Origin of the sequence: Mesorhizobium sp. B2-4-15 (assembly GCF_006658505.1) — a bacterium.
Taxonomy (GTDB): domain Bacteria; phylum Pseudomonadota; class Alphaproteobacteria; order Rhizobiales; family Rhizobiaceae; genus Mesorhizobium.
In genome coordinates, this window is the sequence record NZ_VFUZ01000002.1 from 40974 (window position 1) to 65030 (window position 24057).

20 protein-coding genes and 1 riboswitch are annotated in these 24057 nt (G+C 63.7%); of the genes, 6 read left to right on the top strand and 14 right to left on the bottom strand.

All coding sequences use genetic code 11. The features are described from left to right. Positions 1-5 precede the first annotated feature (5 nt). The 3 genes from FJ930_RS02580 to FJ930_RS02590 all read right to left on the bottom strand — a co-directional run bounded on the left by FJ930_RS02580 (position 6) and on the right by FJ930_RS02590 (position 4728). Positions 6-1361, bottom strand: coding sequence for a glutamine synthetase family protein (locus FJ930_RS02580; RefSeq protein ID WP_140743523.1), 1356 nt, complete (start codon positions 1359-1361; stop codon positions 6-8). Positions 1362-1780: 419 nt separating this feature from the next. Continuing rightward, the gene (locus tag FJ930_RS02585; protein ID WP_141834460.1) at positions 1781-2479 is read right to left on the bottom strand and encodes a GntR family transcriptional regulator; all 699 of its coding nucleotides are present in this window, start codon (positions 2477-2479) and stop codon (positions 1781-1783) included. Between the two features lie 176 nt (positions 2480-2655). Then, positions 2656-4728, bottom strand: coding sequence for a N,N-dimethylformamidase beta subunit family domain-containing protein (locus FJ930_RS02590; protein WP_141834463.1), 2073 nt, complete (start codon positions 4726-4728; stop codon positions 2656-2658). Between the two features lie 465 nt (positions 4729-5193). Between FJ930_RS02590 and ftsZ the strand changes: the two genes are divergently transcribed. Further along, complete coding sequence (ftsZ, locus tag FJ930_RS02595; RefSeq protein ID WP_140743517.1) at positions 5194-6231, top strand: cell division protein FtsZ; 1038 nt, start codon at positions 5194-5196, stop codon at positions 6229-6231. A 179-nt stretch (positions 6232-6410) separates the two neighbouring features. On the opposite strand, the gene FJ930_RS02600 is transcribed toward ftsZ, so the two are convergent. The 5 genes from FJ930_RS02600 to FJ930_RS29935 all read right to left on the bottom strand — a co-directional run bounded on the left by FJ930_RS02600 (position 6411) and on the right by FJ930_RS29935 (position 10131). Further along, complete coding sequence (locus FJ930_RS02600) at positions 6411-7136, bottom strand: MgtC/SapB family protein (RefSeq protein WP_140743515.1); 726 nt, start codon at positions 7134-7136, stop codon at positions 6411-6413. Between the two features lie 107 nt (positions 7137-7243). Continuing rightward, complete coding sequence (locus tag FJ930_RS02605; RefSeq protein ID WP_140743513.1) at positions 7244-7402, bottom strand: peptide ABC transporter permease; 159 nt, start codon at positions 7400-7402, stop codon at positions 7244-7246. 320 nt (positions 7403-7722) lie between these two features. Next, positions 7723-8787, bottom strand: coding sequence for a class II fructose-bisphosphate aldolase (gene fba, locus FJ930_RS02610; RefSeq protein WP_141834476.1), 1065 nt, complete (start codon positions 8785-8787; stop codon positions 7723-7725). Positions 8788-9038: 251 nt separating this feature from the next. Beyond that, positions 9039-9698: a FadR/GntR family transcriptional regulator gene (locus FJ930_RS02615; protein WP_246676790.1), complete on the bottom strand. Its 660-nt coding sequence runs from the start codon at positions 9696-9698 to the stop codon at positions 9039-9041. A 136-nt stretch (positions 9699-9834) separates the two neighbouring features. Continuing rightward, complete coding sequence (locus tag FJ930_RS29935) at positions 9835-10131, bottom strand: hypothetical protein (protein WP_181763256.1); 297 nt, start codon at positions 10129-10131, stop codon at positions 9835-9837. Here FJ930_RS29935 and FJ930_RS02620 point away from each other — a divergent pair. Continuing rightward, on the top strand, positions 10130-11950 hold the full coding sequence (locus FJ930_RS02620; RefSeq protein ID WP_181763257.1) for an autotransporter domain-containing protein: 1821 nt from the start codon (positions 10130-10132) through the stop codon (positions 11948-11950). The genes FJ930_RS29935 and FJ930_RS02620 overlap by 2 nt on opposite strands. Positions 11951-12058: 108 nt before the next feature. Here the strand turns inward: FJ930_RS02620 and FJ930_RS02625 are convergent, their stop codons facing one another. Further along, positions 12059-12529: a 6,7-dimethyl-8-ribityllumazine synthase gene (locus FJ930_RS02625; protein ID WP_140743505.1), complete on the bottom strand. Its 471-nt coding sequence runs from the start codon at positions 12527-12529 to the stop codon at positions 12059-12061. A 77-nt stretch (positions 12530-12606) separates the two neighbouring features. Continuing rightward, positions 12607-12809: riboswitch (FMN riboswitch) on the bottom strand. A gap of 78 nt (positions 12810-12887) precedes the next feature. Then, on the bottom strand, positions 12888-14057 hold the full coding sequence (locus FJ930_RS02630; RefSeq protein ID WP_141835111.1) for an MFS transporter: 1170 nt from the start codon (positions 14055-14057) through the stop codon (positions 12888-12890). A gap of 49 nt (positions 14058-14106) precedes the next feature. Here FJ930_RS02630 and FJ930_RS02635 point away from each other — a divergent pair, with 49 nt between their 5' ends. Further along, complete coding sequence (locus tag FJ930_RS02635) at positions 14107-14646, top strand: Lrp/AsnC family transcriptional regulator (protein WP_141834485.1); 540 nt, start codon at positions 14107-14109, stop codon at positions 14644-14646. 12 nt (positions 14647-14658) lie between these two features. Here the strand turns inward: FJ930_RS02635 and mtnA are convergent, their stop codons facing one another. Both mtnA and mtnK read right to left on the bottom strand, forming a co-directional pair. Continuing rightward, positions 14659-15753 (bottom strand): S-methyl-5-thioribose-1-phosphate isomerase, encoded by a 1095-nt coding sequence (gene mtnA, locus FJ930_RS02640; RefSeq protein WP_141834488.1) that lies wholly within the window; start codon positions 15751-15753, stop codon positions 14659-14661. Continuing rightward, positions 15750-17021 (bottom strand): S-methyl-5-thioribose kinase, encoded by a 1272-nt coding sequence (gene mtnK / locus FJ930_RS02645; RefSeq protein WP_141834490.1) that lies wholly within the window; start codon positions 17019-17021, stop codon positions 15750-15752. The genes mtnA and mtnK overlap by 4 nt, the downstream gene beginning before the upstream one ends. Before the next feature lie 137 nt (positions 17022-17158). Here mtnK and FJ930_RS02650 point away from each other — a divergent pair, with 137 nt between their 5' ends. The 3 genes from FJ930_RS02650 to FJ930_RS02660 all read left to right on the top strand — a co-directional run bounded on the left by FJ930_RS02650 (position 17159) and on the right by FJ930_RS02660 (position 20847). Then, positions 17159-18670 (top strand): sugar ABC transporter ATP-binding protein, encoded by a 1512-nt coding sequence (locus FJ930_RS02650; RefSeq protein ID WP_141834493.1) that lies wholly within the window; start codon positions 17159-17161, stop codon positions 18668-18670. An 81-nt stretch (positions 18671-18751) separates the two neighbouring features. After that, positions 18752-19747: an ABC transporter permease gene (locus FJ930_RS02655; RefSeq protein ID WP_140743495.1), complete on the top strand. Its 996-nt coding sequence runs from the start codon at positions 18752-18754 to the stop codon at positions 19745-19747. A gap of 47 nt (positions 19748-19794) precedes the next feature. Further along, positions 19795-20847, top strand: coding sequence for a substrate-binding domain-containing protein (locus FJ930_RS02660; RefSeq protein WP_141834496.1), 1053 nt, complete (start codon positions 19795-19797; stop codon positions 20845-20847). Between the two features lie 68 nt (positions 20848-20915). Here the strand turns inward: FJ930_RS02660 and FJ930_RS02665 are convergent, their stop codons facing one another. Together FJ930_RS02665 and FJ930_RS02670 are read right to left on the bottom strand one after the other, a co-directional pair. After that, positions 20916-22970: a bifunctional aldolase/short-chain dehydrogenase gene (locus FJ930_RS02665; RefSeq protein WP_141834499.1), complete on the bottom strand. Its 2055-nt coding sequence runs from the start codon at positions 22968-22970 to the stop codon at positions 20916-20918. Positions 22971-23061: 91 nt separating this feature from the next. Further along, complete coding sequence (locus FJ930_RS02670; RefSeq protein ID WP_141834502.1) at positions 23062-24027, bottom strand: sugar-binding transcriptional regulator; 966 nt, start codon at positions 24025-24027, stop codon at positions 23062-23064. Between the last annotated feature and the right edge of the window lie 30 nt (positions 24028-24057).

The window sequence follows — 24057 nt, forward strand, 5'->3', positions numbered from 1 at the left end:
GCACCTCAGACGCTTTCGAGATAGGTCTCGATCTCGAAGTCGCTGACATTGAGGGCGAACGTGTTCAGTTCCTGACGTTTGCAGGCGATGAAGGAGTCGCGCAGGATCGCCGGGAAAATCTCCGCCACATGCGTTCCGCTTTCGAAGGCCGCGATCGCGGAGGCCCAGTCCGGCGGCAGCTTCGCCGGTGGAAGGCCTTGGCCATCGCTTCCGGTCGGGTCGCCTGGCGACATCTGCCTTTCGATGCCGATCAGCGCCGCGCCCAGTATGGCGGCAAGCACGAGATAGGGATTGGCGTCCGCTCCCGACACGCGATGCTCGATGCGCCGCGCGCCGGTCGGGCCGCCGGGAATGCGGATCGCGACCATGCGGTTCTCGTAGCCCCAGGCGACCGCGGTCGGCGCATAGGACCGCGGGCGAAGCCTGCGGTAGGAATTGAAATGCGGCGCGAAAACCAAGGTGCTCTCGGCCATCGCCGCCAGCAGTCCGCCGACGGCATGGCGCATGATGTCGGAGCCCTGATCCGTACCGTCGTCGAACACGTTGCGCCCTTCGGCATCGACCAGGCTGAAATGGACATGGAAGCCGTTGCCGGCCCGGTCGCCATAGGGCTTGGCCATGAAACAGGCGGCAAAACCGTGCTTGCGGGCAATGCCCTTCACCGTGCGCTTGAACAGCACCGCATCGTCGGCCGCCCGCAGGGCGTCGGCGACATGGTTCAGGTTGATCTCGAACTGGCCGACGCCATTTTCGGCGATCGCCGTGTCGACGGGAATGCCTTGCGCGCGGCAGGCTTCGTAGACGTCGTGGATGAAGGACTCGAAATCGTCGATCTCGTCGATCGACAGTGCCGCGTCGGAATCGAGGCGGCGCCCGGTGACCGGCGAAACCGGCCCGACCGGCCGCTGCGATTGCGGATCGACGAGATAGAATTCGAGCTCCGTCGCCGCGACCGGGGTCAGCCCGAGCGCCTGGTAGCGGTCGAGGATGCGGGCCAGAGCCCGCCGGGGATCGCCGAGATAGGGCGCGCCGCTTTCGTCGGCGAGCCAGAGCGGGACCAGCGCCGTCGGATGCGCTGTCCAGTCCACCGGCAGGATGCCGCGTCCCGTCCATTGGCAAAGTCCGTCGGCATCGCCGGTCGAGAACACCAGCGTGTTGCCTTCGATATCCTCGCCCCATATGTCGAGGCCAATCAGCGAGTAGGGCATGCGCAGCTTGCCTTCCAGCGCCTTGCGGGCCTGCTCCACAGGGATGCGTTTTCCCCGCATGACGCCGTTGAGATCGCACACCGCCGCCCTCAGGCTCTGGATGTCGTTCCTGCTTTCAAGCCAGCTCAGGACGTCCGCAATTGCATCGCTCAATTTCCAACCTCTGGTTTTCGAAGGTGCCCAAGCCTGGCCGGCTGCGCTATCCCTGGTAAAAATTCTAGTGAGTTTTTCGGAAAGCATGTCCGGTCGGCGCCGGATGCTTTTCCTTATTTTTTCAATTCACTAGCCGGGATGTCGGGAGGCATTTGAAAACCAATTTCGCGATCTGCGATCGCAACATAGAGGCAAGCAGGCCGAAAGCCAAGGGGCATTCGATCGCTTGCCCCCCGAACCGCAGCCCTTGGCGATTGGCAGAAACCTCCATCGCGTCGTCATCCCAGAGTCTCCGCGACGGAGCTTCGCTCCTGCTCCGCCTAGGGATAACGAAGTTCGCGCGGCGTAGGCCAATCTTCAGGGTTTGCGATCATTCGCCGAAGGAACGACAGGTGGCGCCTGTCGGGAGACCTTCAATCCTACCCTCTAGCGTCCGGAAACCTGGCCTGCTGGAGGATGTGCGCGGCACCCTCGTCGATGTCGCGGACGATGGCTGCGCGGGCTCGCGCGCCGTCCTGCGCCTCGATCGCCGCGACGACCTCCTCATGATAGTCGATGTCGAGGATCGAGGAGAGATCATCCTCGAACCCCATGGCGAGATTCCTGAGGAAGGGGCCAACCTGCATCCAGACGGTCTCGATCAGGAAGATCATCTGCTCGTTGCCGCAATGGCGATAGATCGAGAATTTGAAGGCGTAGTTCTTCCTCAGATAATCGTCGATACCGCCTTCGCGCGCCGCCAGGGTCAAGTCCATGCTGTGGCGCCGGATTGCCCGCAGATTGTTGCCGTTGATGCGTTTTGTCGCCAGTTCGGTCGCCGAACCTTCGAGGATCGTGCGCACGGCGGTCAGTTGCGAGAACCGGTCGGCCGAGATCACCGGCACCTCGACGCTGCCGTTCGGCATCGGGCTCAGCGCCCGCAGCGCCTGCAACCGCATGAAGGCGCTGCGCACCGGCATGTCGCTGGTGCCGAGTTCCTTGGCGAGCTTGCGCGAGGTGAGCTTCTGCCCGGGCGTGAACTGGCCCGACATCAGGGCCCGCACAAGCTCCAGATAGACCTTCTCGTGCAAGGGGATGCTGTCTACGGCGGTCAACCCGAATTGTGTTCTGTCGGCCATGGGCGGGAGCGCTACTTCATACGTTCTGAAATCCAACCTGACGACATCAGCCGCGGATAGTCCCGAAAGGCGGGGACGGCGAATACGCCGAAGCCAGCGATTTATCGGCGCATGATAGATGCTTCGCTCGTTGCGCGGCAAGCCGACCTTCCCCTGCACTCGCTCCAGCCCCGCTATCAATCGGACCCGGTGCGCCGGTCCGGATCCGGCCGGCTCTTTGCCGCCGCCAGATACGTCAGCAAATTCATGGTTATCCTGCCGACGTCGTTCGTCGCATCGCCGGTCGGCAAGGCGCCGCACCAGGCGACCGAACTCGCGCAGAAGATCAAACCGCCTGAAGGCAGGTGGCGCAGCGTCATCTCCGCGCAACGGCGCGATTCGAGTTCGCCCGCACCGCCCTCGTACCAGCGCGTCGGGTCATGGACGAAGCTGTCCGGGAAGCCGGTGGCGCGCGCGATGACTGTCGTATCGGGTGACGTGCCGAGATGCGGATCGGTGGCGTCGACCTCGTAGCCGGCCGCGCCGCCAAGCACGATACCCTCGTCGCCGAAGGTCTCGTGGGCGACGCCGTCGAACAGCCAAGCGGCTGAAGGTTGTCGGCTCTCCGGCGTGCGCGTGAAGGGCCGCGCGCCATCGAACCCCATCAGCGAGATGGCGACGCCGGTCAGCGAGAATTCGCCGCGCCCGCTGGCGCGTAGGTGGCCGCCCGGCTGGTTGGTGATCGACAGCGACTGTTCGGCGATCGGTCCGTCCCAGGTGCGGCCCGCCTCGAGCGGCGAACGGCGCAGTTCCATCAGATCGTCCCGGAACGCCACCTTGCCGGCAAAACCATTGCCGCCGAGATAGGCGATGCTGCCGCCCGCCGCCGCGAATTGGCGCAGCGCATGCTCCATTTCGACCGACATGTATTCGGGATGGCTGCCGGTGATCACGGCCCGGTAGCCCTCCAGGCCCGCAAGACCTCGCTCATGCAGGTCGTGGTCGGTGATGAGATCGAAGGCGATGCCGTTGTTGTGGCAGAAGCGCAGGAAATGCAGGTCGACCGGCAGGTTGTGCGGACAGCCGCACAGCGGGTAATTGTAGTCGTCGCGCAGCGTCGCCTTCGGCTTTCTGTAAGAAACGATCGACACGCCGCTGAGGTCGCTATGGTAATCGTAGAGCGACTTCAGATTGTTATCGGTCGCGAAGCGATGGCCGCGATCCTCGCACAGCCATTCGTAGAGATGCGCCGGCAGGAATTCGTCCGCGTAGGCGAGATAGGTGGCTGTCGGCACCAGGAACAGCAGCGGCGCCCGGCGGCCCGTCGAAGTGATGAAGAAGACGATGCGCTCCGATCCTTCGTCATGGCCGACATCGAACGCGTAGACGCCCGCCGACGCTTCGGCCGGGACATGCAGATGGTATGAGGCCGGCCACTGCAGCCCGCCCATATCGTCGTCGTGACAATGCACCGCGTCGTAATGCGACGGCACCAGCCGGGGATCGAAGCTCGACCCGTCCCAGCGCCGCGAGGTCATGCAGAATGCCGGCTGGTTGACCGCTTCCAGCAAGAGGGCGCTATCTCCGCCCGTCGAGGCGATCGGGCCGCTTGGCAGCAAGGTCGGGAACGTCCAGGCGATGCGTCCGACCGCTGTTTGCAGGGCAATCGCTGCAAACTTGGCATTCAGTGTTCGGACATCGTTTGCCGCGCTGGTACCGAAGACCATGTCGCCGGACGGAGACCAGCGCAGATCAAGTTGATGGTGCAGGCGATAAGGCGACAAGAGGTCGTCGGAGCCAATCTTCAGGATCGTCCCGCCGCCGTCGGACGAAATCTCGACCGTGAGCCAGGTGTTTGCCGGCAGGATCTCGCCGGCCTCGGACAGCTTGCCGTCATGGCCTGACGTCAGTCGTCCATCCTCCAGCCCAAGGCGCAGGTTTCCGCTCTCGAAGAGCACGCGGGCGCCGTCATTGCGGGTCAGATAGACTTCGAAGGCAACACCGGTGATCTCGGCGGCCTTGGCCAGTTCAGTCGCCATGATCTTCAGGAAGGACCCATGATCGAAGTCGCGATGCGACGCGGCATGCCCGGTCGGCTCGACATGCCAATCCATGAATTCGGCCGAGGGCGTGTCGAGTCGCACGATCCGCACGTCGCGCAGCGGCCGCGACGATGAGAGATGGAGCGCGACCGGGGTTCCGGCCGCCATGTGCCAGGGAACCGTGTAGCCGGAAACGGCCATGGCGCCATGCTCGACGGGGCGTTTCATAGCGGCAGAAGTCCACGCGACGATCCGGGCCCGTACGCTCTGTTTGGTGGCAGACTGGACAATTCTCTCGTACCTCTATTCTTTCGATCTAAACCGTCGGCATCGTTTCCTGGTGTATACCCCATCGGATCATGATTGGTGCAAAGTCCGTTTTAAGGCCTTGCGCTGGCTACCGACGCGATCGGCAAAACGGGAGTCACTATCCCCGCTATTCCAAGCGCAAGGCGTCCTGAAGCGAAGGCCGGATCGCGCGCATTCGACAGGGGCCGGACGGCGGGCAGCACACGGCTGGCCTCTTCATCACAAATCTTGACCTTGCGTGCTCTTGCACGTCCGGCCGCTCTCTGGCTTTTTGGGGCACCCATCCGGACGGACTGATTCGCGTCATGCCGCTCGATCGCAATGTCTTACAGGCATTCTGCGGGTGGGGCGTGAAGCGCGCGCAATTGGCGAAGGAGAAGCAGCATGGCCGAGTTCAAGAAGCCGGAAATCTCCGAGATGAGACCCAAGATCACCGTCATCGGCGTCGGCGGTGGTGGCGGCAACGCCATCAACAACATGATCGCCGAACAGCTTCAGGGAACCGAATTCATCGCCGCCAACACCGATGCCCAGGCGCTGACCATGTCGAAGGCGACGCGGCTGATCCAGCTTGGCGCGCATGTCACCGAAGGCCTGGGCGCCGGCTCGCTTCCCGAGATCGGCCGCGCCGCCGCGGAGGAATCGCTCGATGAGATCATGGACCATCTGGCCGGCACGCATATGTGTTTCGTCACCGCCGGCATGGGTGGCGGCACCGGCACCGGTGCTGCGCCGATCATCGCCCAGGCGGCGCGCAAGGCCGGCATTCTGACCGTGGGCGTCGTCACCAAGCCCTTCACCTTCGAGGGCAGGCGCCGCATGCAGATGGCCGAGGAGGGCATCGAGCGGCTACGCGAAAGCGCCGACACGGTGATCGTGATCCCGAACCAGAACCTGTTCCGCATCGCCGATGCCAAGACCACCTTCGCCGATGCCTTCGTCATCGCCGACCGGGTGCTCTATTCCGGCGTCAGCTGCATCACCGATCTCATCGTCAAGGAAGGCCTGATCAATCTCGACTTCGCCGACGTCAAGTCGGTCATGCGCGGCATGGGTCGCGCCATGATGGGAACCGGCGAGGCATCCGGCGACAACCGGGCGATGAAGGCGGCCGAGGCCGCGATCGCCAATCCGCTGCTTGACGAGATGTCGATGAAGGGCGCGAAAGGCGTCCTGGTGTCGATATCGGGCGGCAGGGACATGACCCTGTTCGAGGTCGACGAGGCCGCCACCCGCATCCGCGAGGAGGTCTACGAAGACGCCGACATCATCGTCGGCGCGATCTTCGACAAGAGCATGGAAGGTCGCTTCAGGGTTTCGGTGGTGGCGACCGGCCTCGACCGTTCGCTCGGCGAGGGCGATGCCGACGCCGGCATCGCGCATAACCACTCCGTACCGCCTGCCGCGCGGATTTTGCAGTAGGATCTGTTTCCTTCGAATGACTGGCATCGGGCGTCCGCTTGCGGAGCAATACGGTCAGGCGGCACTCGCTTGCACTCCGTACCGGAACGTTCCGCTAGGGCGGTGGCGTTTCACCTGGATGGCAGCGATGGGATCGAGTTCCTGGTAGCGCGGAAGTGAGACCGCAACGCTTCCGTCATTCAGGGCGACTTCTCGCCGATCAGCTCAAATCTCTCGATCTCGCAGTGCCGGCCGACCACCGCCAGGATTTCCGTTGACGTTTCGACCGCCTCGGGTTGTTTCCATTCGAGGTTGAAGGAGTACACGAAGCGGCCGCGGACGGAGTCATGCTCGACCGAGGAAAGACGTGCGTCGTAGCCAAGCGGCCGTACCATTTCCTGAAGGTCGGGCGGTGAGGATTTCGCCGAGGCGACCGACAGGATCGCATGGTGGTCTCGCGCAATCTTGAGGTCGACCCATTTCAACAGCTGGAGCGTTACCAGCGTCAGCAGCGTTGCGATCGCGCCAAGGCCGAACTGGCCGCCGCCAAACGCAAGCCCGATCACGGTCATGATCCACATGCTGGCGGCGGTGGTGACGCCGGTCACAAGATCGCCGCGCCGAAGGATGGCGCCGCCGCCAATGAAGCCGACACCGGTCAGCACGCCAAGCGGAAAACGCAGGACATCCATGCGGGCGAAGGAGTCCGCCCCTTTGCCCATCGTATCAAGCAGCATGTTGGCTTGGATCATGGCAACCGCGGCCGCAAGGCCGACCAGGATGGTCGTGCGAAGCCCGGCGGTGTGGCCGCGCGCTTCCCTGTTCAGGCCAATGAGGAAACCTGCCAGCAGCACAAACAGGAGGCGCGCGACGAGATCGGGCCAAGTCGGATGAACCGGCATATCGCAGCAAAGCGGCTCGAACATTGTTTTCGTGCTCCGCCCTTGTTCGCAAGGTCTTCGGCACCGCCCGGCGCCGGCGATTCCTTATGGCGCAATGCGCCGCACCCTCGAGTCGAGACGGGGCACGCCGGTCATCGGACGGCCAAAGCCAGCACCAATGCCAGGACAACGATGCCGATCAGGCCAGCAACGAAGATGATGCGCTGAGTGCGCGTGCGCAGGATGATTTCGCCCTGCCTTGCGTCCTGTCCGGAAAAGGCGGGGCCTTCCCTGCCGCGATCCTTGCTCATGACGTGCTCCTTCCTTGCCGCGCGCCGCGACTCTGAAGTGTCGATGTAAGAACCCTTTTTGACGCTCGAAGTTCCAGCCGAACTGCCGCCGGCACGCGCCACGTGGCTTCACTACGTCAGGCGGCCTGGCCAGTCCGAGGTCGCCAAGCGGCTGGGGATCCTGCAGAATGCGATCGACGCCGCCGGCATGGTCATACCGCTCGAGATCACCGATTGCCCTGGCGCCCTGCACGGCGGGCCTCGCAGGATCCCGGCAAGTGCGTGGAAAACGAAGAGCGGTTCGGCGCTTCAAACGCTGAACCGCTCCAGCAGCCGGCCGTTCAGCCGAATTTCGGATCGAGGCTGCCCGACTTGTAGCGCTTGGCCATGTCCGACAGCGGGATCGGCTTGATCTTGGGCGCATTGCCGGCGGTGCCGAACTGCTCGAAACGCTCCTTGCAGAGCTTCTTCATCGCCGCCATGGCCGGCGTCAGGTATTTGCGCGGGTCGAACTCGCTGGGGTTCTCGGTCAGCACCTTACGGATCGCGCCGGTCAGCGCCATGCGGTTGTCGGTGTCGATGTTGATCTTGCGCACGCCGTGCTTGATGCCGCGCTGGATTTCTTCCACCGGCACGCCCCAGGTCGGCTTCATCTGGCCGCCATATTTGTTGATGATCTCCTGCAAGTCTTCCGGCACCGAGGACGAGCCGTGCATGACCAGATGCATGTTGGGCAGGCGGCGGTGGATTTCCTCGATGACGTTCATCGCCAGCACTGCGCCGTCGGGCTTGCGGGAGAATTTGTAGGCGCCATGGCTGGTGCCCATGGCCACCGCCAGCGCATCGACATGCGTGTCGCGCACGAACTGTTCGGCCTGCACCGGATCGGTCAACAACTGGTCGTGGCTGATCGCGCCCTCGACGCCATGGCCGTCTTCCTGCTCGCCGCCGCCGCTCTCGAGCGAGCCCAGCACGCCGATCTCGCCTTCCACCGAAACGCCGCCCCAATGCGCCATGTCGACGACGCGGCGCGTGATGCCGGAATTGTAGGCGTAGTCGGCGGGCGACTTGCCGTCTTCCTTTAGCGAGCCGTCCATCATCACCGAGGTGAAGCCGTACTGGATCGCCGTGACGCAGGTGGCTTCGTTGTTGCCATGGTCGAGATGCATGCAGACCGGGATGTCGGGATGGATCTCGACCAGCGCGTCGATCAGCTTGGCCAGCACCACGTCATTGGCATAGGCGCGCGCGCCGCGGCTCGCCTGCAGAATGACGGGAGACTTGGTCTCCTCCGCCGCCTCCATGATGGCGAGGCCCTGTTCCATGTTGTTCATGTTGAAGGCAGGCACGCCATAGCCGTGTTCGGCGGCGTGATCGAGCAATTGTCTCAATGTGATGCGAGCCAACGAATAGTCTCCCGTATCTGGTTTCAAGCTGTGGTTGCGGACTGTCCGCGCATCGTCCAGCCCACCGATGCTTCTGGCCGGATTTCCGCGCGACCGCAACCGCCGCCGACCGACCCGGCCGCAAATCTTCTTACAGCGCGATAAAGGCTGGCTCCCTATTGACCGCACTCCGCCGGACGGATCGAACGCGATGTCGGCGTCGGGGGGAAGAGGGTCCGGGACGCCCAGCGCTGAGTGTGTGCAACGCCGCCTCATTTCTGTCTGCCAAGCCGGGCCGCGAGGGAACGCCGCACATCCTCTTCCGCCCCGTCCAGCAGGTCGATCAGAAGTTTGCTGGTGGCTGCCGGGTCGCGCTTTTCGATGTTCTCCACAATCTGCCGGTGCACGCTGAGCGAGTGGCGCTGGCCGGCCGGATTGTCGTCCGAAAGCCGGAAGCTGATCACCAGCGCGGTCTCGATCAAGGCGGCGAGCGACCCGATCAGCTCGTTACCCGACATGTGCAGGATGGTCTGGTGGAATGCCAGATCCGGTACTGCGAAGCGTTCGCCGTCGTCGCCGGCCTGTTCCATCTCTTCCAGGATGGCCCGCAATTCAGCGATCTGCTCCGGGCTGGCGCGCTCCGCCGCCAGGGCCCCGGCCATAGGCTCGATCGCGCGGCGCAGTTCGAACAGCGAACGCGCCTCCTCGGCCGTGGTTCTCGAGCCGAAACGCCACAAAAGCACATCGGGGTCGAGGAAATTCCAATCCTTGCGCGGGCGCACCCTGGTCCCCGTCCTGGGGCGCATTTCCACCATCCCCTTGCCCGCCAGCACCTTGACGACCTCTCGCAGGCCGGTGCGACTTGCGCCATAGGAGGCGCTCCAGTCATCGCCATTCGGCAGCTGATCGCCCGGAATCAATTCGCCGCGCACGATGCTGAGACCGATTTCGTTGAGCAGCCTGGCGTGAAGGCCGGAATGAGACGAGCCAGCCATGCGGGACGTCATCCGGGATGCCCGGGGAGGGGCGCCTGAAATCTTCATACTATTCCCATTATTCATACGATTGTCACGTGCCCGCCCTAGTGAGCACATCGTTGAACTCTCCGCCAGAGCGATCGACGAACCGAAGCGCAGATAGCACCCGAAGAGCCATAAAAATCTCGAGTCTGGTCATCGCCGACGGCGCCTCGCCGTCGTTGGCCGATGTCGTGCGCGTCGAGCCGTCGATCATACACACCAACAGGAATGCGCCAGAAATGTCTCCCAAGATGATTGACCACGCCAGCAAAGCCGCCCTGAGGGGAACGGCCTGCCTTCCGAAAACCATAACCTCCTGCATCGTGCTGTCCAGCGCCCTTGCCATGACATCCGTGCCGGCGTTTGCCGTCGAACCCTGGATCATGGTCGAAAAGACGATCTTTACCGGCGATGCGATAACCTCGAAGCAGCAGGGCGTGACCACGGACGGCACGAACTGGTACTTCTCCGGTACCAATATTCTCGAGCGCACGGACAAGAACTACAATCCCTCCCTGACGGTCTCGCCCGCCATTCCCGATAGTCTCAAGCTTCCGTCCCAATATTCCGACATCGGGCTGAACCATATCGGCGACATCGATTACGCCGACGGGCTTCTCTACATTTCGCTGGACTCGAGCAAGCGCGACCCGGTCACCGGGGGCAAGTACGAAAACCCGGTTTTCGCGGTCTATCGTGCGAGTGACATGAGCTTCACCGGGCAGGCCTTTTCGCTCAACCCGCCGCACGGCATCCATGACATCGCCAGTTGGGTGGCCGTCGATGCCAAGAACGGCCTCGGCTACGGCATGGCCTATGAGAATGCGACGGAAATAGCGGTCTACAATCTGTCGGACTGGAGCTTCAAGGAATACATTCCGCTGACGCACACGATCGACCAGGCGCAAGGGGGCAAACTCCTCAACGGCTGGATGTATTTTTCGACCGACAATGACGATAAGATCATCTACCGGGCGAACCTCAAGACCGGCGAAGTCGAAAACCTCGGCAACCTGAAAATCGACGGCGAGCAGGAAGTCGAAGGTCTTTCCTTCAACCAGACGAAGGACGGCTGGTCGATGTACATCCTCAACCGGGAAGCGCTGGAGGGCAACCCGAACGAAGAAGCGGTAGGCTTCTATCGCTATCTGCGCCCCTTTGGAAACGCGCTCTCCGGCGAGATCCACGCCGATATCAATGGCGCGCTTGTCGAGGATAGCCGCTTCGCGCGGGACGCCGCCAACCGCCGATTGCAATCCGCCTTCGACGCGGTCTCCGCACCCGTTCTGACCACCGCCAGCATCGACGCCGGCGGCGTGCACGCCGCGCCGTCCACCGCCGACGGCATCGTGATCTGGAGCGAGGCACTGGCCATGACGGGCGACGCGAACGGATCCGGCGATGCGGCCGCCTTCGGCCGCAAGACAGCCGGGTTCATCGGGGGCGCCGACGCACCTGTCGGAAGCTGGCGGCTCGGCGTGCTCGGCGGCTACAGCAATTCGAGCTTCGATGTCACCGACCGCGACTCATCGGGCTCGAGCGACAACTACAATCTCGGCGTCTATGCCGGCACGCAGTTGGGCCAGTTCGGTTTCCGCGCCGGCGCGATCTATGGCTGGCATGACATCGAAACCAGGCGCAGCGTTGTCTTCCCCGCCTTCAGCGAACAGCTTTCCGCCGATTACAATGCCACGACGGCGCAGGCCTTCAGCGAGCTTTCCTACCGGTTCGACATCGGGCGCAATGCCTTCGAACCTTTCGCCAACCTCGCCTATGTCCATCTGAAGACCGATGGCTTCGCCGAGACCGGCGGCGCGACGTCTGCCTTGACCGGCCAGGAGATGTCGACCCAGAACACCTTCTCGACGTTCGGTGTTCGTGCTTCGACCCAGTTCGACACGGGAGTGACCGGGGCTGCCCTGCACGGCATGCTGGGCTGGCAGCACGCCTATGGCGATGTCGGGCCGACCTCCGATCTGGCCTTCAACACCGGAGCCTTCTTCACCATTGCGGGCGTGCCGATCGCCAGGGACGCGCTGGCGGTCGAAGCTGGTTTTGATGTTCCGCTGTCCCCCAACGCCACGCTGGGTGCCTCCTATTCCGGCCAGATCGCCAAGGACGTCCAGGGGCATGCCTTCAAGGTCAGTTTCGATCTGAAGCTGTAGACCGCCATCGGCAGGGCCGCGTCCCATCCCGGCACCCCGGGTACAGATCCCGGGACGGGCGACGCGGCCTTGCGTCAGACCAATTGCAAACAGCCTGAGCCGCCGCCTTCATGCCGCGATGTTTTCCCGAGCGGTGAGGATCTCCACACAGGCTTTGGCCGCTTCCTTCCCCTTGACGGTGAAGTGCTCGAAGAAGAAGCGGTGGTGCTCGGCGCTGTCGTGATAGTTGTGCGGTGTCAGCACCGCCGAAAGCACCGGCACGCCGGTGGAGAGCTGCACGTTCATCATGCCGTCGATGACGGCGCCGGCGACGAACTCATGCCGGTAGATGCCGCCATTGACGACGAATGCCGTGCCGAGGATCGCGGCATAGCGGCCGGTCGCGGCCAGGGTCTTGGCATGCAGCGGGATTTCGTAAGCGCCGGGCACGTCGAAGATTTCGACGGCAAAGCGCCCGTCGCCGAGCGCGGCAAGTTCCGCCTCGAAGGCGGCGACACACTGGTCGACGATATCGGCGTGCCAGCGCGCCCTGACAACGGCGATGCGTGTTTCGTAGTCTTTGTGGGAATGCTGATTCATGGGTCCATCCTTCCGTTTCGAACCAGAATCAGGACGCACGACACGAAAGCCGGCCCGCCTGGGCGGTCCGTTTTCCGTTTCGTTCTCTTTCATCCGGACTGTGACCGTCGGCTCCGGAATCACACCGGATCTGCTGACCTTTCCAACTCTGTTGGAAAGCGCTCGCGGGCTTGGGTCTCGTGCACGACCCCGAAAACCGAAACCGGTTTTCGGAAAGGAACCATGCGAAGTGAGAGTCCTTACCGCCGGTGGGGACTTTCACCCCGCCCTGAGAACATTAACGTGCTTGTATGAAAGAGCGGGAGTGCTGCTGTCAACCGTGCGGACGCCGGTGGCCCATTACGTCCGTTCGGCTAGTCTAGCGCCATGCCGCCGCCGAAGCGGCAACCAGCATCAGCAGCGCCGCGACCATTGCGCAGATGGCGAAGCCGAAGCTGGAATAGAGCGGGCCGAAACCGGTGGTGCCGACAAAAACCGCCAGATAGGTCACCGCGCTGTTCAAGCCCATGATCGTGCCGCGCCGCGAGGGGTCGAGTGCCGAGAGGCGGGTGACCAGGACATTCAGTCCGAAGTGGTTGGCAAGCCCCCACACCGCCACCATGGCCAGGGCCAGCCCGAAATTGTTGCTCGTCGCCGCAAGGGCAACGTAGACAACGGCGACGAGCAGATAGGCGAACGGCATGACGCGGCGGGCACCCAGGCGATCGATCACGCCGTCGAGGAGAGCGGCCGCGCCGAAGCCGATGCCATAGGCGAGCGCGGCCCACCCATTGGCGCTCACCGGCTTGCCCAGCCCGCTGTGCAGGTGATCGCCGAGATAGCCGTAGACGCCGTAGAAGGCGGTCATGAAGGCCGCGCAGGCGATGAGCAGCGGCACGATGCCGGGAATGCTCAACGCCGCCAGCGGCGTTGGTGCCGGGCCAGTCTTCCTGGCGTCGCTCAGCGACGTCATCGCAAGACTTGCCAGCGCAAGGATCGCGAGCAGCGCGACCGCGGCAAAAACGGCGCGCCAATGCACGAGATCGGCAAGCACGGCCGACAAGGAGACCCCGGCCACCATGCTGAGCGTCCATCCGGTCAGCACGATGCCGATGGTCCCGCTTTCGCGGCCGGGCGGCGCGATCGCCGCCGAGCTGGAATAGATGGCCGGCATCGCGACACCGGCGGCGATGCCTGCGAGGAGCTGTGCTGCGACCAGCATGATTACAGTCGGTGCCGCCGCGCTGGCCACAAGGGCTATCGCCAGCAGTAGCAATGCCCCCTGCAGCATCCGGCGGGCACCGAGCCGGTCGATATAGCGTGCCAGGAACAGGGCGCTTGCCGAGGTTCCGAGGCCAAAAGCAGCCGCCGCGACCATGACGGCGGGGACGCTGGTTCCGAACGACACCGCCACGGCAGGGGCTATCGGCCCCAAAACCAGCGAGTTCGAGCCAATCACAGCGATGCACCCGGTCAACAGATAGGCGAGGGCTGGGATGGGCGGCCGGGCGTTTGCGGTTAGAGCTGCTGCTTGATTGCTGTTCGACATATCGCCATAATGGCCGTATTTCATTCAGCTGCAATCGGGAATTCTCTCCATGAATGAAGAAACAAATGGTATTCAGCCGAACAGGCCCCCGGCCAGGGATATCGATGCAATCGACCGAAAGATATTAGGCGTGCTGGTCGACGACGCCACGGTCAGCTACGCCGAACTCGGTGATCGCGTTGGGCTTTCCCCGCCGGCCGCGCACGAGCGGGTGAAGCGGCTGCGGCGCAGCGGCGCCATTCGCAACACAGCCGCCATCATCGATCCCCATGCGGTAAGCAAGCCGTTGCTCGCCTTTGTCCACATCGACACAAGGGGCTGGGGCAAGACCCCGGAGTTGATGGCGATTTCCGAATACCCGGAGGTCGAGGAGATCCACACGGTCGCCGGGGATACCTGCGTGCTGCTCAAGGTCCGCACCGAGGACACGAGGGCGCTCGAAGGGCTTCTCTCGCGCCTTTACGACACGCCCGGCGTTACGTCGACGCGCAGCTATGTGGTGCTGTCGACCTATCTCGAACGACCGGTACAGCCCGGCATCACGGGACAATGGCCAATGCCGCGACACCTGGTCAGGCCACTTTACTAAGTTGCCGACCGATCATCCCCGCTCGGGGAACATCGCCTTCAGGCCTTCGCGCGAGGCCTTGGCGACGCCGCGTTCGGTGATCAGGCCGGTGACCAGCCGCGCCGGTGTCACGTCGAAGGCAGGGTTCGCCGCGGGCGTCGCCTCCGGGGAGACGCGCACCTGGGCGATTTCGCCGCCGGCGGTCTTGCCCCAGACCAGCGAAACCTCGTCGGCCGAGCGCTGCTCGATCGGGATCTCCTTGAGCCCGTCATGCACCGTCCAGTCGATGGTCGGCGACGGCAGCGCGACATAGAACGGCACGTCATTGTCGGCGGCGGCGAGCGCCTTGAGATAGGTGCCGATCTTGTTGCACACATCGCCGTCGGCGGTGGTGCGGTCGGTGCCGACGATGACCATGTCGATCTCGCCACGCTGCATCAGGTGACCCCCGGCATTGTCGACGATGAGCGTGTGCGGCACGCCGTGGCCGGCCATCTCCCAGGCGGTTAGCTGGGCGCCCTGGTTGCGCGGCCGCGTCTCGTCGACATAGACGTGGACGGGAATGCCCGCCTCGGCCGCCAGGTAGATCGGCGCGGTTGCGGTGCCGTAGTCGACGGTCGCCAGCCAGCCGGCGTTGCAATGGGTCAGGATGTTGACCGTCTCGCCCGGCTGCTTGCGCGCGGCGATCGCCTTGATGATGGCAAGTCCGTTTTCGCCGATGGCGCGGTTCAGCCCGACGTCCTCGTCGGCGATTTCACTGGCGCGCCGATAGGCGGCCGCGGCACGTTGTTCTGTTGGCAGCGGGCGAAGGAAGCGTCGCATCTCGTCGAGCGCCCAGCGCAAATTGATCGCGGTTGGACGTGTCTCATGCAAGGTCTCCCACACGGCATCGAGCGCGGCATCGGACGCATCGTCCGCCATCTGCATGGCGACGCCATAGGCGGCGGTGACGCCGATCAGCGGCGCGCCGCGCACCCACATGTCGCGGATGGCGGTGGCGATGCCGGATACGGTGCCGATTCTCTCGACACGGAAATCATGCGGCAGCCAGCGCTGGTCTATGATGTCGACCGAACGCCCGTCATCGCTCAGCCAGATGGTCCGGTACTGGCGGTCGCCGACGTTCAAATTCCGCTCTCCTGTTCGATCAGCGCGGCCAAATTATTGACCTCGTCGATGCTGTGAATCTGACGCCGGTTGACGGCGATGTGACGGCCGAATTTCAGCGCCTTCGCTTCACAACTGGCGCGCAGGTCTTCATCGGCAATGGTTTCGAAATCGGCATTGTGGGCGAGACCGAGGATGCGCCTGTGCACCTCGATGCCGGCAAAGCCGAGCAGGTCGGTCCAGATCTGGTGCAGCACATGGTCGAGCGCCTGCTCTGCGCCGAGCCTGTCGCCCTGATCCTCGAACAGGCTCTTCTGGTAGAGCATGCCGGTACGCTCGGTGCGCCACAGATGCGAGAATTCGGCGCGGAACACCGCCCATGTCTCGACGATGACATCGAGCAGATAGGCGCGCATGGCATCGCGCTTGCCCTGTTGCTCATGTCCGCGCTGCGAGAAGAACGACATCCAGAAATTGGCGAGCAGCATGCCGACATCGAAGGCCATCGGGCCGTAGAAGGCGAACTCCGGATCGATCATCCGGGTTTCCGTGTCGGTGACCATGATCGAGCCGGAATGCAGGTCGCCATGCAGCAGCGTCTCCGCATTGGCGGCGAAGATATGCTTCAGCCGCTGCGCTTCGACCTTGAGGTCGCGGTCGGCGCGCAGTTCTGCAACCAGGCTGTCGAGCTGCGGGCTGGTGTGCCGGTTCATCTTGGCGTCGAAATAGGGGTCCGAGAACACCAGGTTCTCGGTGATGTCGCAAAGTTCGACATTGTCGGCGAACAGCGCCAGATCGGCCTTGCGATCCCTGGCTGTCATCGACAGATCGGAGCCGCGAAACAGCGTACGGGCCATGAACAGGCCGATATCCCTAGCGATGTTCGGCAACTGCCGGCCTTCGATCAGTGCCCGCCGCAGAATGATGTGCGGCGACAGATATTCCATGATGATCAGCGCCTGCACCTCGTCGAAATGATGGATCGCCGGCACCGAGCCTGGCGCGCGCGCCTCCTGACGCGTCAGCGCGTGGTATTCGAAGAAGGAACGCTTCAGCGGCAGCGGCCAGCTGTCGCCGACCAGGCGGACATAAGGCAGGGCCTGCTTGACCACGGCGGTACCGCTGGCGCCCTCGACGATGAAGACGAGGTTCAGATTGCCGTCGCCGACTTCGCGGACCTTCCATTGTGTCGCGTCCTTGCCGATCTTCGCGCGCAGCGCCTCGTTCGTGCCGAGGCGCGTCGCAAGCGTCTCCACCGACAATGCTTCGAACGGCAATTTCCCAGTCATTCTTCTCCCTCCCGCTTATTTGCTCCGATCATAAGGGAGCCTTGGCGGCGGGGCCAAGCTAGGAAGCTGTCTGGCAATTGTCAATCGTGTTGACAATTGCCGACATTGACCATAGCGTCACGGTCAGGGAGGAACGCATGATCGGCGATGCCGTGTTCCGCGTGGAGGGACTGAGGAAATCCTTTGGCCGCAACGAGGTGCTTGGCGGCATCTCGCTCGAGCTGCATTCCGGCGAGGTCACCGTGCTGATGGGCGCCAATGGCGCCGGCAAATCCACCCTCGTCAAGATCATCAGCGGCGTCTACGAGCGTGGCGGTGGCGCCATGACGCTTGCCGGGCAGGACTTCGCGCCGAACACGCCGGCGGAAGCAATCCGCGCCGGCGTCGTCACCGTGCACCAGAGTATCAATGACGGTGTGGTTGCAGACCTCGATGTCGCCACCAACCTGACCTTGGACAGGCTGAGCGGCAAAGGCGCGCCGACCCTGTTCAATCCCGCGCGCGTGCGCCGCGAGGCCAAGGCGGTCGCCGACCGCATGGGACTGGCAATCGATCTCAAGGCCCGCGTCAACGATCTATCGCTGGCCGATCGCCAGATGGTGGCGATTGCCCGCGCGCTTGCGCATCAGCCGAAAGTGCTGATCCTCGACGAACCGACCTCATCGCTCTCAAGTGCTGAAGCCGACCGGCTGTTCGCGCTGGTCGACCGGCTGCGCGAGCAGGGCGTGGCGATCCTCTATATCTCGCATCGCATGTCGGATATCAGGCGGCTCGCCGACCGCATCGTCTCGATGCGCGACGGCGTCATTTCAGGCGTCTTCGATACCAAACCGCTCGATTATGAAGGCGCGGTCAACGCCATGCTCGGCCGCAAGATCCATCTCGACCGGATCATTGCCAGGAGTTCCGCCAAGGCGGTGCTGACTGTTGCAGGCCTTCGCATCGGGCAGGGCGCCAGGCCGATTTCGCTGACGCTTGGCGATGGCGAGGTGGTCGCCATCACCGGCCTCGTCGGTGTCGGCAAGACAGCCCTTGCCGAGACGCTGTTCGGTGTGCGCCGGCCGCTCGCCGGCACCATGACGATGAACGGCAGGCCCTATGCACCGCGCTCGGCCGGCGACGCGATCGCCGCCGGTGTGTTCCTCGTTGCCAAGGACCGCGCCACCAGCGGCATCGTTGGCGGCTTCAACATCGAGCGCAATGTCAGCCTGCCGTTCCTCAGGCGCATGTCGAATTTCAGCGTGCTCAGGCGCCGCCTCGAACGCAGCGCCGCGCGCCGGCAGATCGAGGAACTGGGCATTGTCTGCCGCTCCGAGAAGGACGAGATGTCGGCATTGTCGGGCGGCAACCAGCAGAAGGTGATGGTCGCCCGCTGGATGGCGCAGAATGCCGCGCTGTTCATCCTCGACGAGCCGTTTCAGGGCGTCGACATTTCGGCCAGGCGCGACATCGCCGCCAAGCTCAGGGCAAGCGCCAATGGCCGCGCGACGCTTCTGTTCGTCACCGAACTCGACGAGGCGCTGGAGACGGCGGACCGCATCCTGGTGATGTCAGAACACACGATCGTCGGCGAACACCGCAACGCCGATGTCGACCTCGATCGCCTGCTGGCCGAGGTCGCCGGCGGACCGCTGCACAGCGCTGCCTGAGCGGGCGGCCGATGGAATTGGAATAGGGGACATCATGGGTTCGAGTTGGGTAAATGGGGCGGCGGCGCCGGGATGCGCCGAATGACGCTTCGTGACTATGCCATCCGCTATGGCTTCATCGTCCTGCTGGTCGGGCTCGTCGCTTATTTCGCGATTGCCGCCGACGGGTTCGTCTCGCCGCAAAGCGCCGTCTTCATCTTCCAGTCGGTCGCCATCACCGGCGTTCTGGCGCTCGGCGTCACCGCCACGCTGGTGGTCGGCGGCTTTGATCTCTCGATCGGCTCGGTCGCCACCTCAGCCATGATGGCGGCGGCCTATGTCATGGTTGTGCTGGAGCAGAACGCCGTCGTGGCGGTCATCGTCTGCCTGCTGATCGGCGCCGTCGTTGGGCTCATCAATGGCTGGCTGATCGTCTATATGCGCGTGCCCGATCTCCTGGCGACGCTCGGCATGATGTTCCTGCTGGTCGGCCTGCAGCGCATCCCGACCGAGGGCCGCTCGATCGCCACCGGCATGACCATGCCCGATGGTTCTGTCGCCAACGGCAAGTTCGGCGACGCCTTTCTGGCGCTTGGCCGCCACCGCTTCGATTTCTTCATCCCGAACCTCATTCCGGTGTCGGTCGTCGTGCTGCTGGTACTCGCGCTGCTGATCTGGTTCTTCCTCGAATACACCCGCTTCGGCCGCATGATGTACGCCGTCGGCTCCAATGAGCGTGCCGCCGAACTCGCCGGTGCGCCTGTCAAGGCATATAAGATCTGGGCCTACGTTATTTCAGGAGTCTTTGCCTCGATCGGCGGCATTTTGCTCGCGGCCCGGCTTGGACGCGGTGACATCGCCTCGGGTAATAATCTGCTGCTCGATGCGGTGGCCGCGGCGCTGATCGGCTACGCGGTGCTTGGCGCCGCCAAGCCGAACGCCTTCGGCACGGCCGTCGGCGCGCTGTTCGTCGGCATCTTGCTGCAAGGCCTGACCATGATGAACGCGCCTTACTACACGCAGGATTTCGTCAAGGGCGTGGTTCTGGTCGTCGCCCTTGTCTTCACCTTTGCGCTTTCGGGCAGGGGCAGGAGGTAGTTTCGGCCGGACAGTATTTTGGGTTCAACAAAAGTGGAGGAAACAAGGTGAACATCACAAGAAGACTTCTGGGGAAGGTGGCGCTCGGACTGGCCGGCGCAACCATGCTGATGCAGGTCCCGGCTTTTGCCGCGGACAAGCCGGCGCCGTTCGACAAGCCCGGCGTCAAGATCGCGCTGGTCCGCTATCTCTCGACCGGCGATTTCTTCCAGGCCTATCTCTCCGGCGTCGAGGCGCAGTCCAAGGCGCTCGGCATCGACCTGCGCGTGCTCGACAGCCGCCAGGATGCCGCCCTCCAGTCCGACATGGTCGATCAGGCCATCGCGCTCGGCGTGCAGGGCATCATTATCCAGCATGGCCTGACGGAATCGATGAAGGACGCCGCCCAGCGCGCCGTCGACGCCGGCATCAAGGTGGTGGCCTTCGACGTCAATGTCGAAAACCCCAAGATCCCGCAGATCGAACAGTCGGACAAGGACCTTGCCCGCCTCGCGCTCGAACAGGCGGTCAAGGACAATGGCGAAAGCTGGAACGCCGGCTATGTCTATGTCGCCGGTATCGCGCCGCTCGACCGCCGCAACGAGACCTGGGTCGACGTGAAGAAGAAATATGCGGGCATCAAGGAAGTCGCCATGTTCGGCACGCTCGACAACCCGATCGCCAACTCCGTTGCCAACCAGGCGCGTTCGGTGCTGTCGGCTCACCCCGATATCAAGGTGATGTTCGCCCCCTATGACGAGTTCGCCAAGGGCGTGAAGATCGCCGTCGACGAGGCGGGGCTGAACAAGGGCATCAAGATCTACTCGGCCGATATCTCGACCTCCGACATATCAGCGATGCGCGAGCCCGACAGCGCCTGGGCCGCCACCGCCGCCACCAACCCGGCCGTCGTCGGCCAGGTCTCCGTGCGCGCGCTGGCTCAATTGCTCGCCGGCGAGGATCCCGGCCACAACGTCATCGTACCGCCAACGTTGATCACCCAGAAGGAGCTGATCGACAAGGACATCAAGAACATGGAAGAGCTGTCGGCCAAGCTGCCGCAGTTCGCCCATGCCGATGTCGCCATGCCGGCCTGGATGCCGAACCCGAACGCGAAGTAGGGCTCGTCAACACACAAAGGAAAAGGGCGGCCCGCGAGCCGCCCTTTTTTATTGTCAATTGGAGGTGTTTACCGCAGCGCCGCCGCGATGTTGCCGCCGTCGACGGTCGTCACGTCGGCGGTCGTGCGTTCGGCCAGCGCATGATGCAGGAAGGCCTGCGCCACGTCCTGCGCCGTTACTTCCTGCCCGAGCAGGTTGCCGGACATGTATTCCTTCTCCGACACGCCGCGCGCGCCTGAGCGGCTGGCAATCATGGCGTCGGTCAAAAGGCCGGACCGGATGCGGTCGGCATTGACGGCGTTGGAACGGATGCCGTAAGCGCCGTAATCGAGTGCATACTGCCTGGACAGGAACAGCGTCGCCGCCTTCGGCACTCCATAGGCGCCGAACTTCGGGCCTGGATTGACCGCCTGCTTGGAGGTGTTGAACAAAAGCGCCCCGCCCGTGCCCTGTTCCAGCATGATGCGCACGGCGTTCTGCGCCACCGACTGGTGGGCGAAGAAGTTGAGCTCAAAACTCTTGCGCAGCAGCGCGTCATCGAGTTCGCCGATGCGGCCTTCCCAGGCAGCGCCCGCATTGGATACCAGTATGTCGACGCCGCCGAACACGGCAACCGCCTTGTCGAAGGCAGCGCGCACCTGTGCCGGGTCGGTGATGTCGGCACCAACGCCGATCGAATTGTTGCCGGCTTTCTTGGCCGCGTCGGCAGCCTTTTCGGCATCGAGATCGACGACGACGGCATGGGCGCCATTGTCGGCGAACAGCTTGGCGGTCGCCGCGCCGATCGCGCCGGCACCGCCGGTGACCAGCACCACTTGGCCGGTCAGCGGCTTTGGTTTGTTGGAAGCAAGCTTGGCCTGTTCGAGCGACCAGTATTCGAGCGGGAACAGATCGGCTTTGGAAAGTGGGTGGAAATGCCCGACCGCTTCGGCGCCGCGCACCGCCTCTATCCACATCTCGCCGACGTCGGAAGCGATCCTTGCGTCCTTCAACGTGCGGCCATGGCCGAACATGCCGAGGCCCGGCACCAGCGTCAGGCGCGGCATGGGGTCGAGCATGGTCCGCTTGACGTCGTCGCGCGCATCGTTTGTCTCGAAATAGGCGCGATAGTCCTTGGCGAAGACGTCGACATGGCTCTTGATAACGCCCTTGTAATCGCCGATCTTTTCGGCATCCGGCGCCGGCACGGCCATCGGTCCGGTCTTGATGCGGATCGACAGATCCGGCGTCGACACGCCGCGCCCGGCATAGTCGGCGATCTTGGATGAGTTGATGAAATCGACGATTGCGTCCGAGGTGCGGAAATCGCTGATCATGCGGTCGAAGCGGCCTTCGCCGCGCGCCACCGCGACAGCGCCGCGCAGCATCGGCGCGATGGAGCCCGGTGTCGCGAGCCTTGCCGGCAGCACTGCCTTTGCCGCCGTCGGCTTAGCGTGCTTGGCGACATAATCCTCGGCGACATTCACATAGTGGATCATCCGGTCGTAGGCCTGCTTGGCATCGTCGCCGAAGGTGAAGATGCCATGCTTGTCGAGGATCAGGCCTTCGACATCAGGGTCGACATCAAAAACGTCGGCCGCGGCCTTGGCGAGGTCGAAGCCCGGCATGATGTAGGGCACGTAGCCCATCTTCTCCCCGAACACCGTCTTCACCAGGGGCTTGCTGTCTTCCTGGTCGACAATGGCCAGGATGGCGGTCGAATGGGTGTGGTCGACGAATTTGTGCGGCAGGAATGCGTGCAACAGTGTTTCGACCGAAGGGTTGGGCGAGGCCGGATTGATCAGGTTCGCCCGCTGCAGGGCCACCATGTCCTCGTCGGAGAGCTTGTCCAGCGCGCGCGCCTTGAGCAGGGCGCCCATCTTGACCGCCGGCAGGCCCTGCGGTTCGATGACGGCCATGTCCCAGCCGCTGCCCTTGACGCACAGCACGTCCCATTCGTCGCCGACGAGGTCGGTCGCCTTGGTCTTGCAGGAGGTGTTGCCGCCGCCATGCAGGACCAGTTGTGGCACGCCGCCCAGCAGCCGAGTCGTGTAGACGCGCAGAGCGAGGTCGCGGCCGACGCCCTTCTTCGCATAGTCGGCGACAAGTCTCTCGGCCGCGTCGTCGTTCCACAGGTTCTTCATGTTCGCTTCGTCCAGTTCATGTCTTTGGATGGTGAAACAGGAATGCCGCGACGCCTTGATGACAATGTGCCGGCGGCAAATGTGCTTTTCTTCAGGGTGCTTTCTTGGGCGCCGCTCCGGCATGATCGAGCAGCCGCTGCGCCATATGCGCGCCGACCACCAGATGCGTGCAAAGTCCACCGGCGATCGCCGCCAGCAGCGGCTCGAACTTGCTGTCCTCCTGCACCACCATCAGCCGTCTGGCGATGGCGCGCAGCGAAGCAAGCTCGGCGGAGATAACCCGGCGGTTGTAGCTGCAGTCGAGCACCTTGCCTTCGGCATCGATGATCTGCCCGGCAATGACACCGGCGGCACCTCGGCTGCGCAACTCCGCCATCTCGCCCGAGCTCAGCGCGCCGCATTTGACCAGGTGGCTGTCGGCATCGACCGCGCCGACCGAGTAGAGCGCCAGATCGCAGTCGCTGATATCAGACAGCTGCTCGCGGATCACCGGCTCGGCCCGCAGCGCCCGCGCCAGCTCTTCCGTCGACAGCACCAGCGGTGCGTAGAAATTGAGGCCCTTGGCGTTGAGCCGGCGCGCGATCTCCATCGTGCACTGGTCCGGCCGGTAGGAATAGGGGGCGCCGAGATTGCCGCAGAGCTGCACCACCGTCACATCCTGCAGGTCGGCATAGGACATGACGTCGGCGATCGTGTAGATCGTGCGGCCCCAGGCGACACCGATGCGGTCGCCCTTCTTGACCAGTTCGAGGAAGACGCTCGCCGCCAGCACGGCGATGTCCGTCGAGGGGTCCGGGACATGGCTGTTTTCCGGCGCGATCCAGACCGCGTCGAGGCCCAGCGCGTCCTCGAGCCTGCGCGCCATCACGTCGTCGGTGAAAAGCTGGGTCGAGGTCGAGATGTTGACGATGCCGGTCTCGCGCGCCTTGCGCAGATACATGGCCACCGAGGCGCGGGAAATGTTAAGCTGGCTCGCCACCTGGTCCTGGCGCAGGCCATGCGCATAGTACAGCCAGGCGGCCTTGTGGATGAGCTGTTCTGCCGGTCGGATCGCCATGCCGTCTCCTCGGCTGACATTAGTCACGGC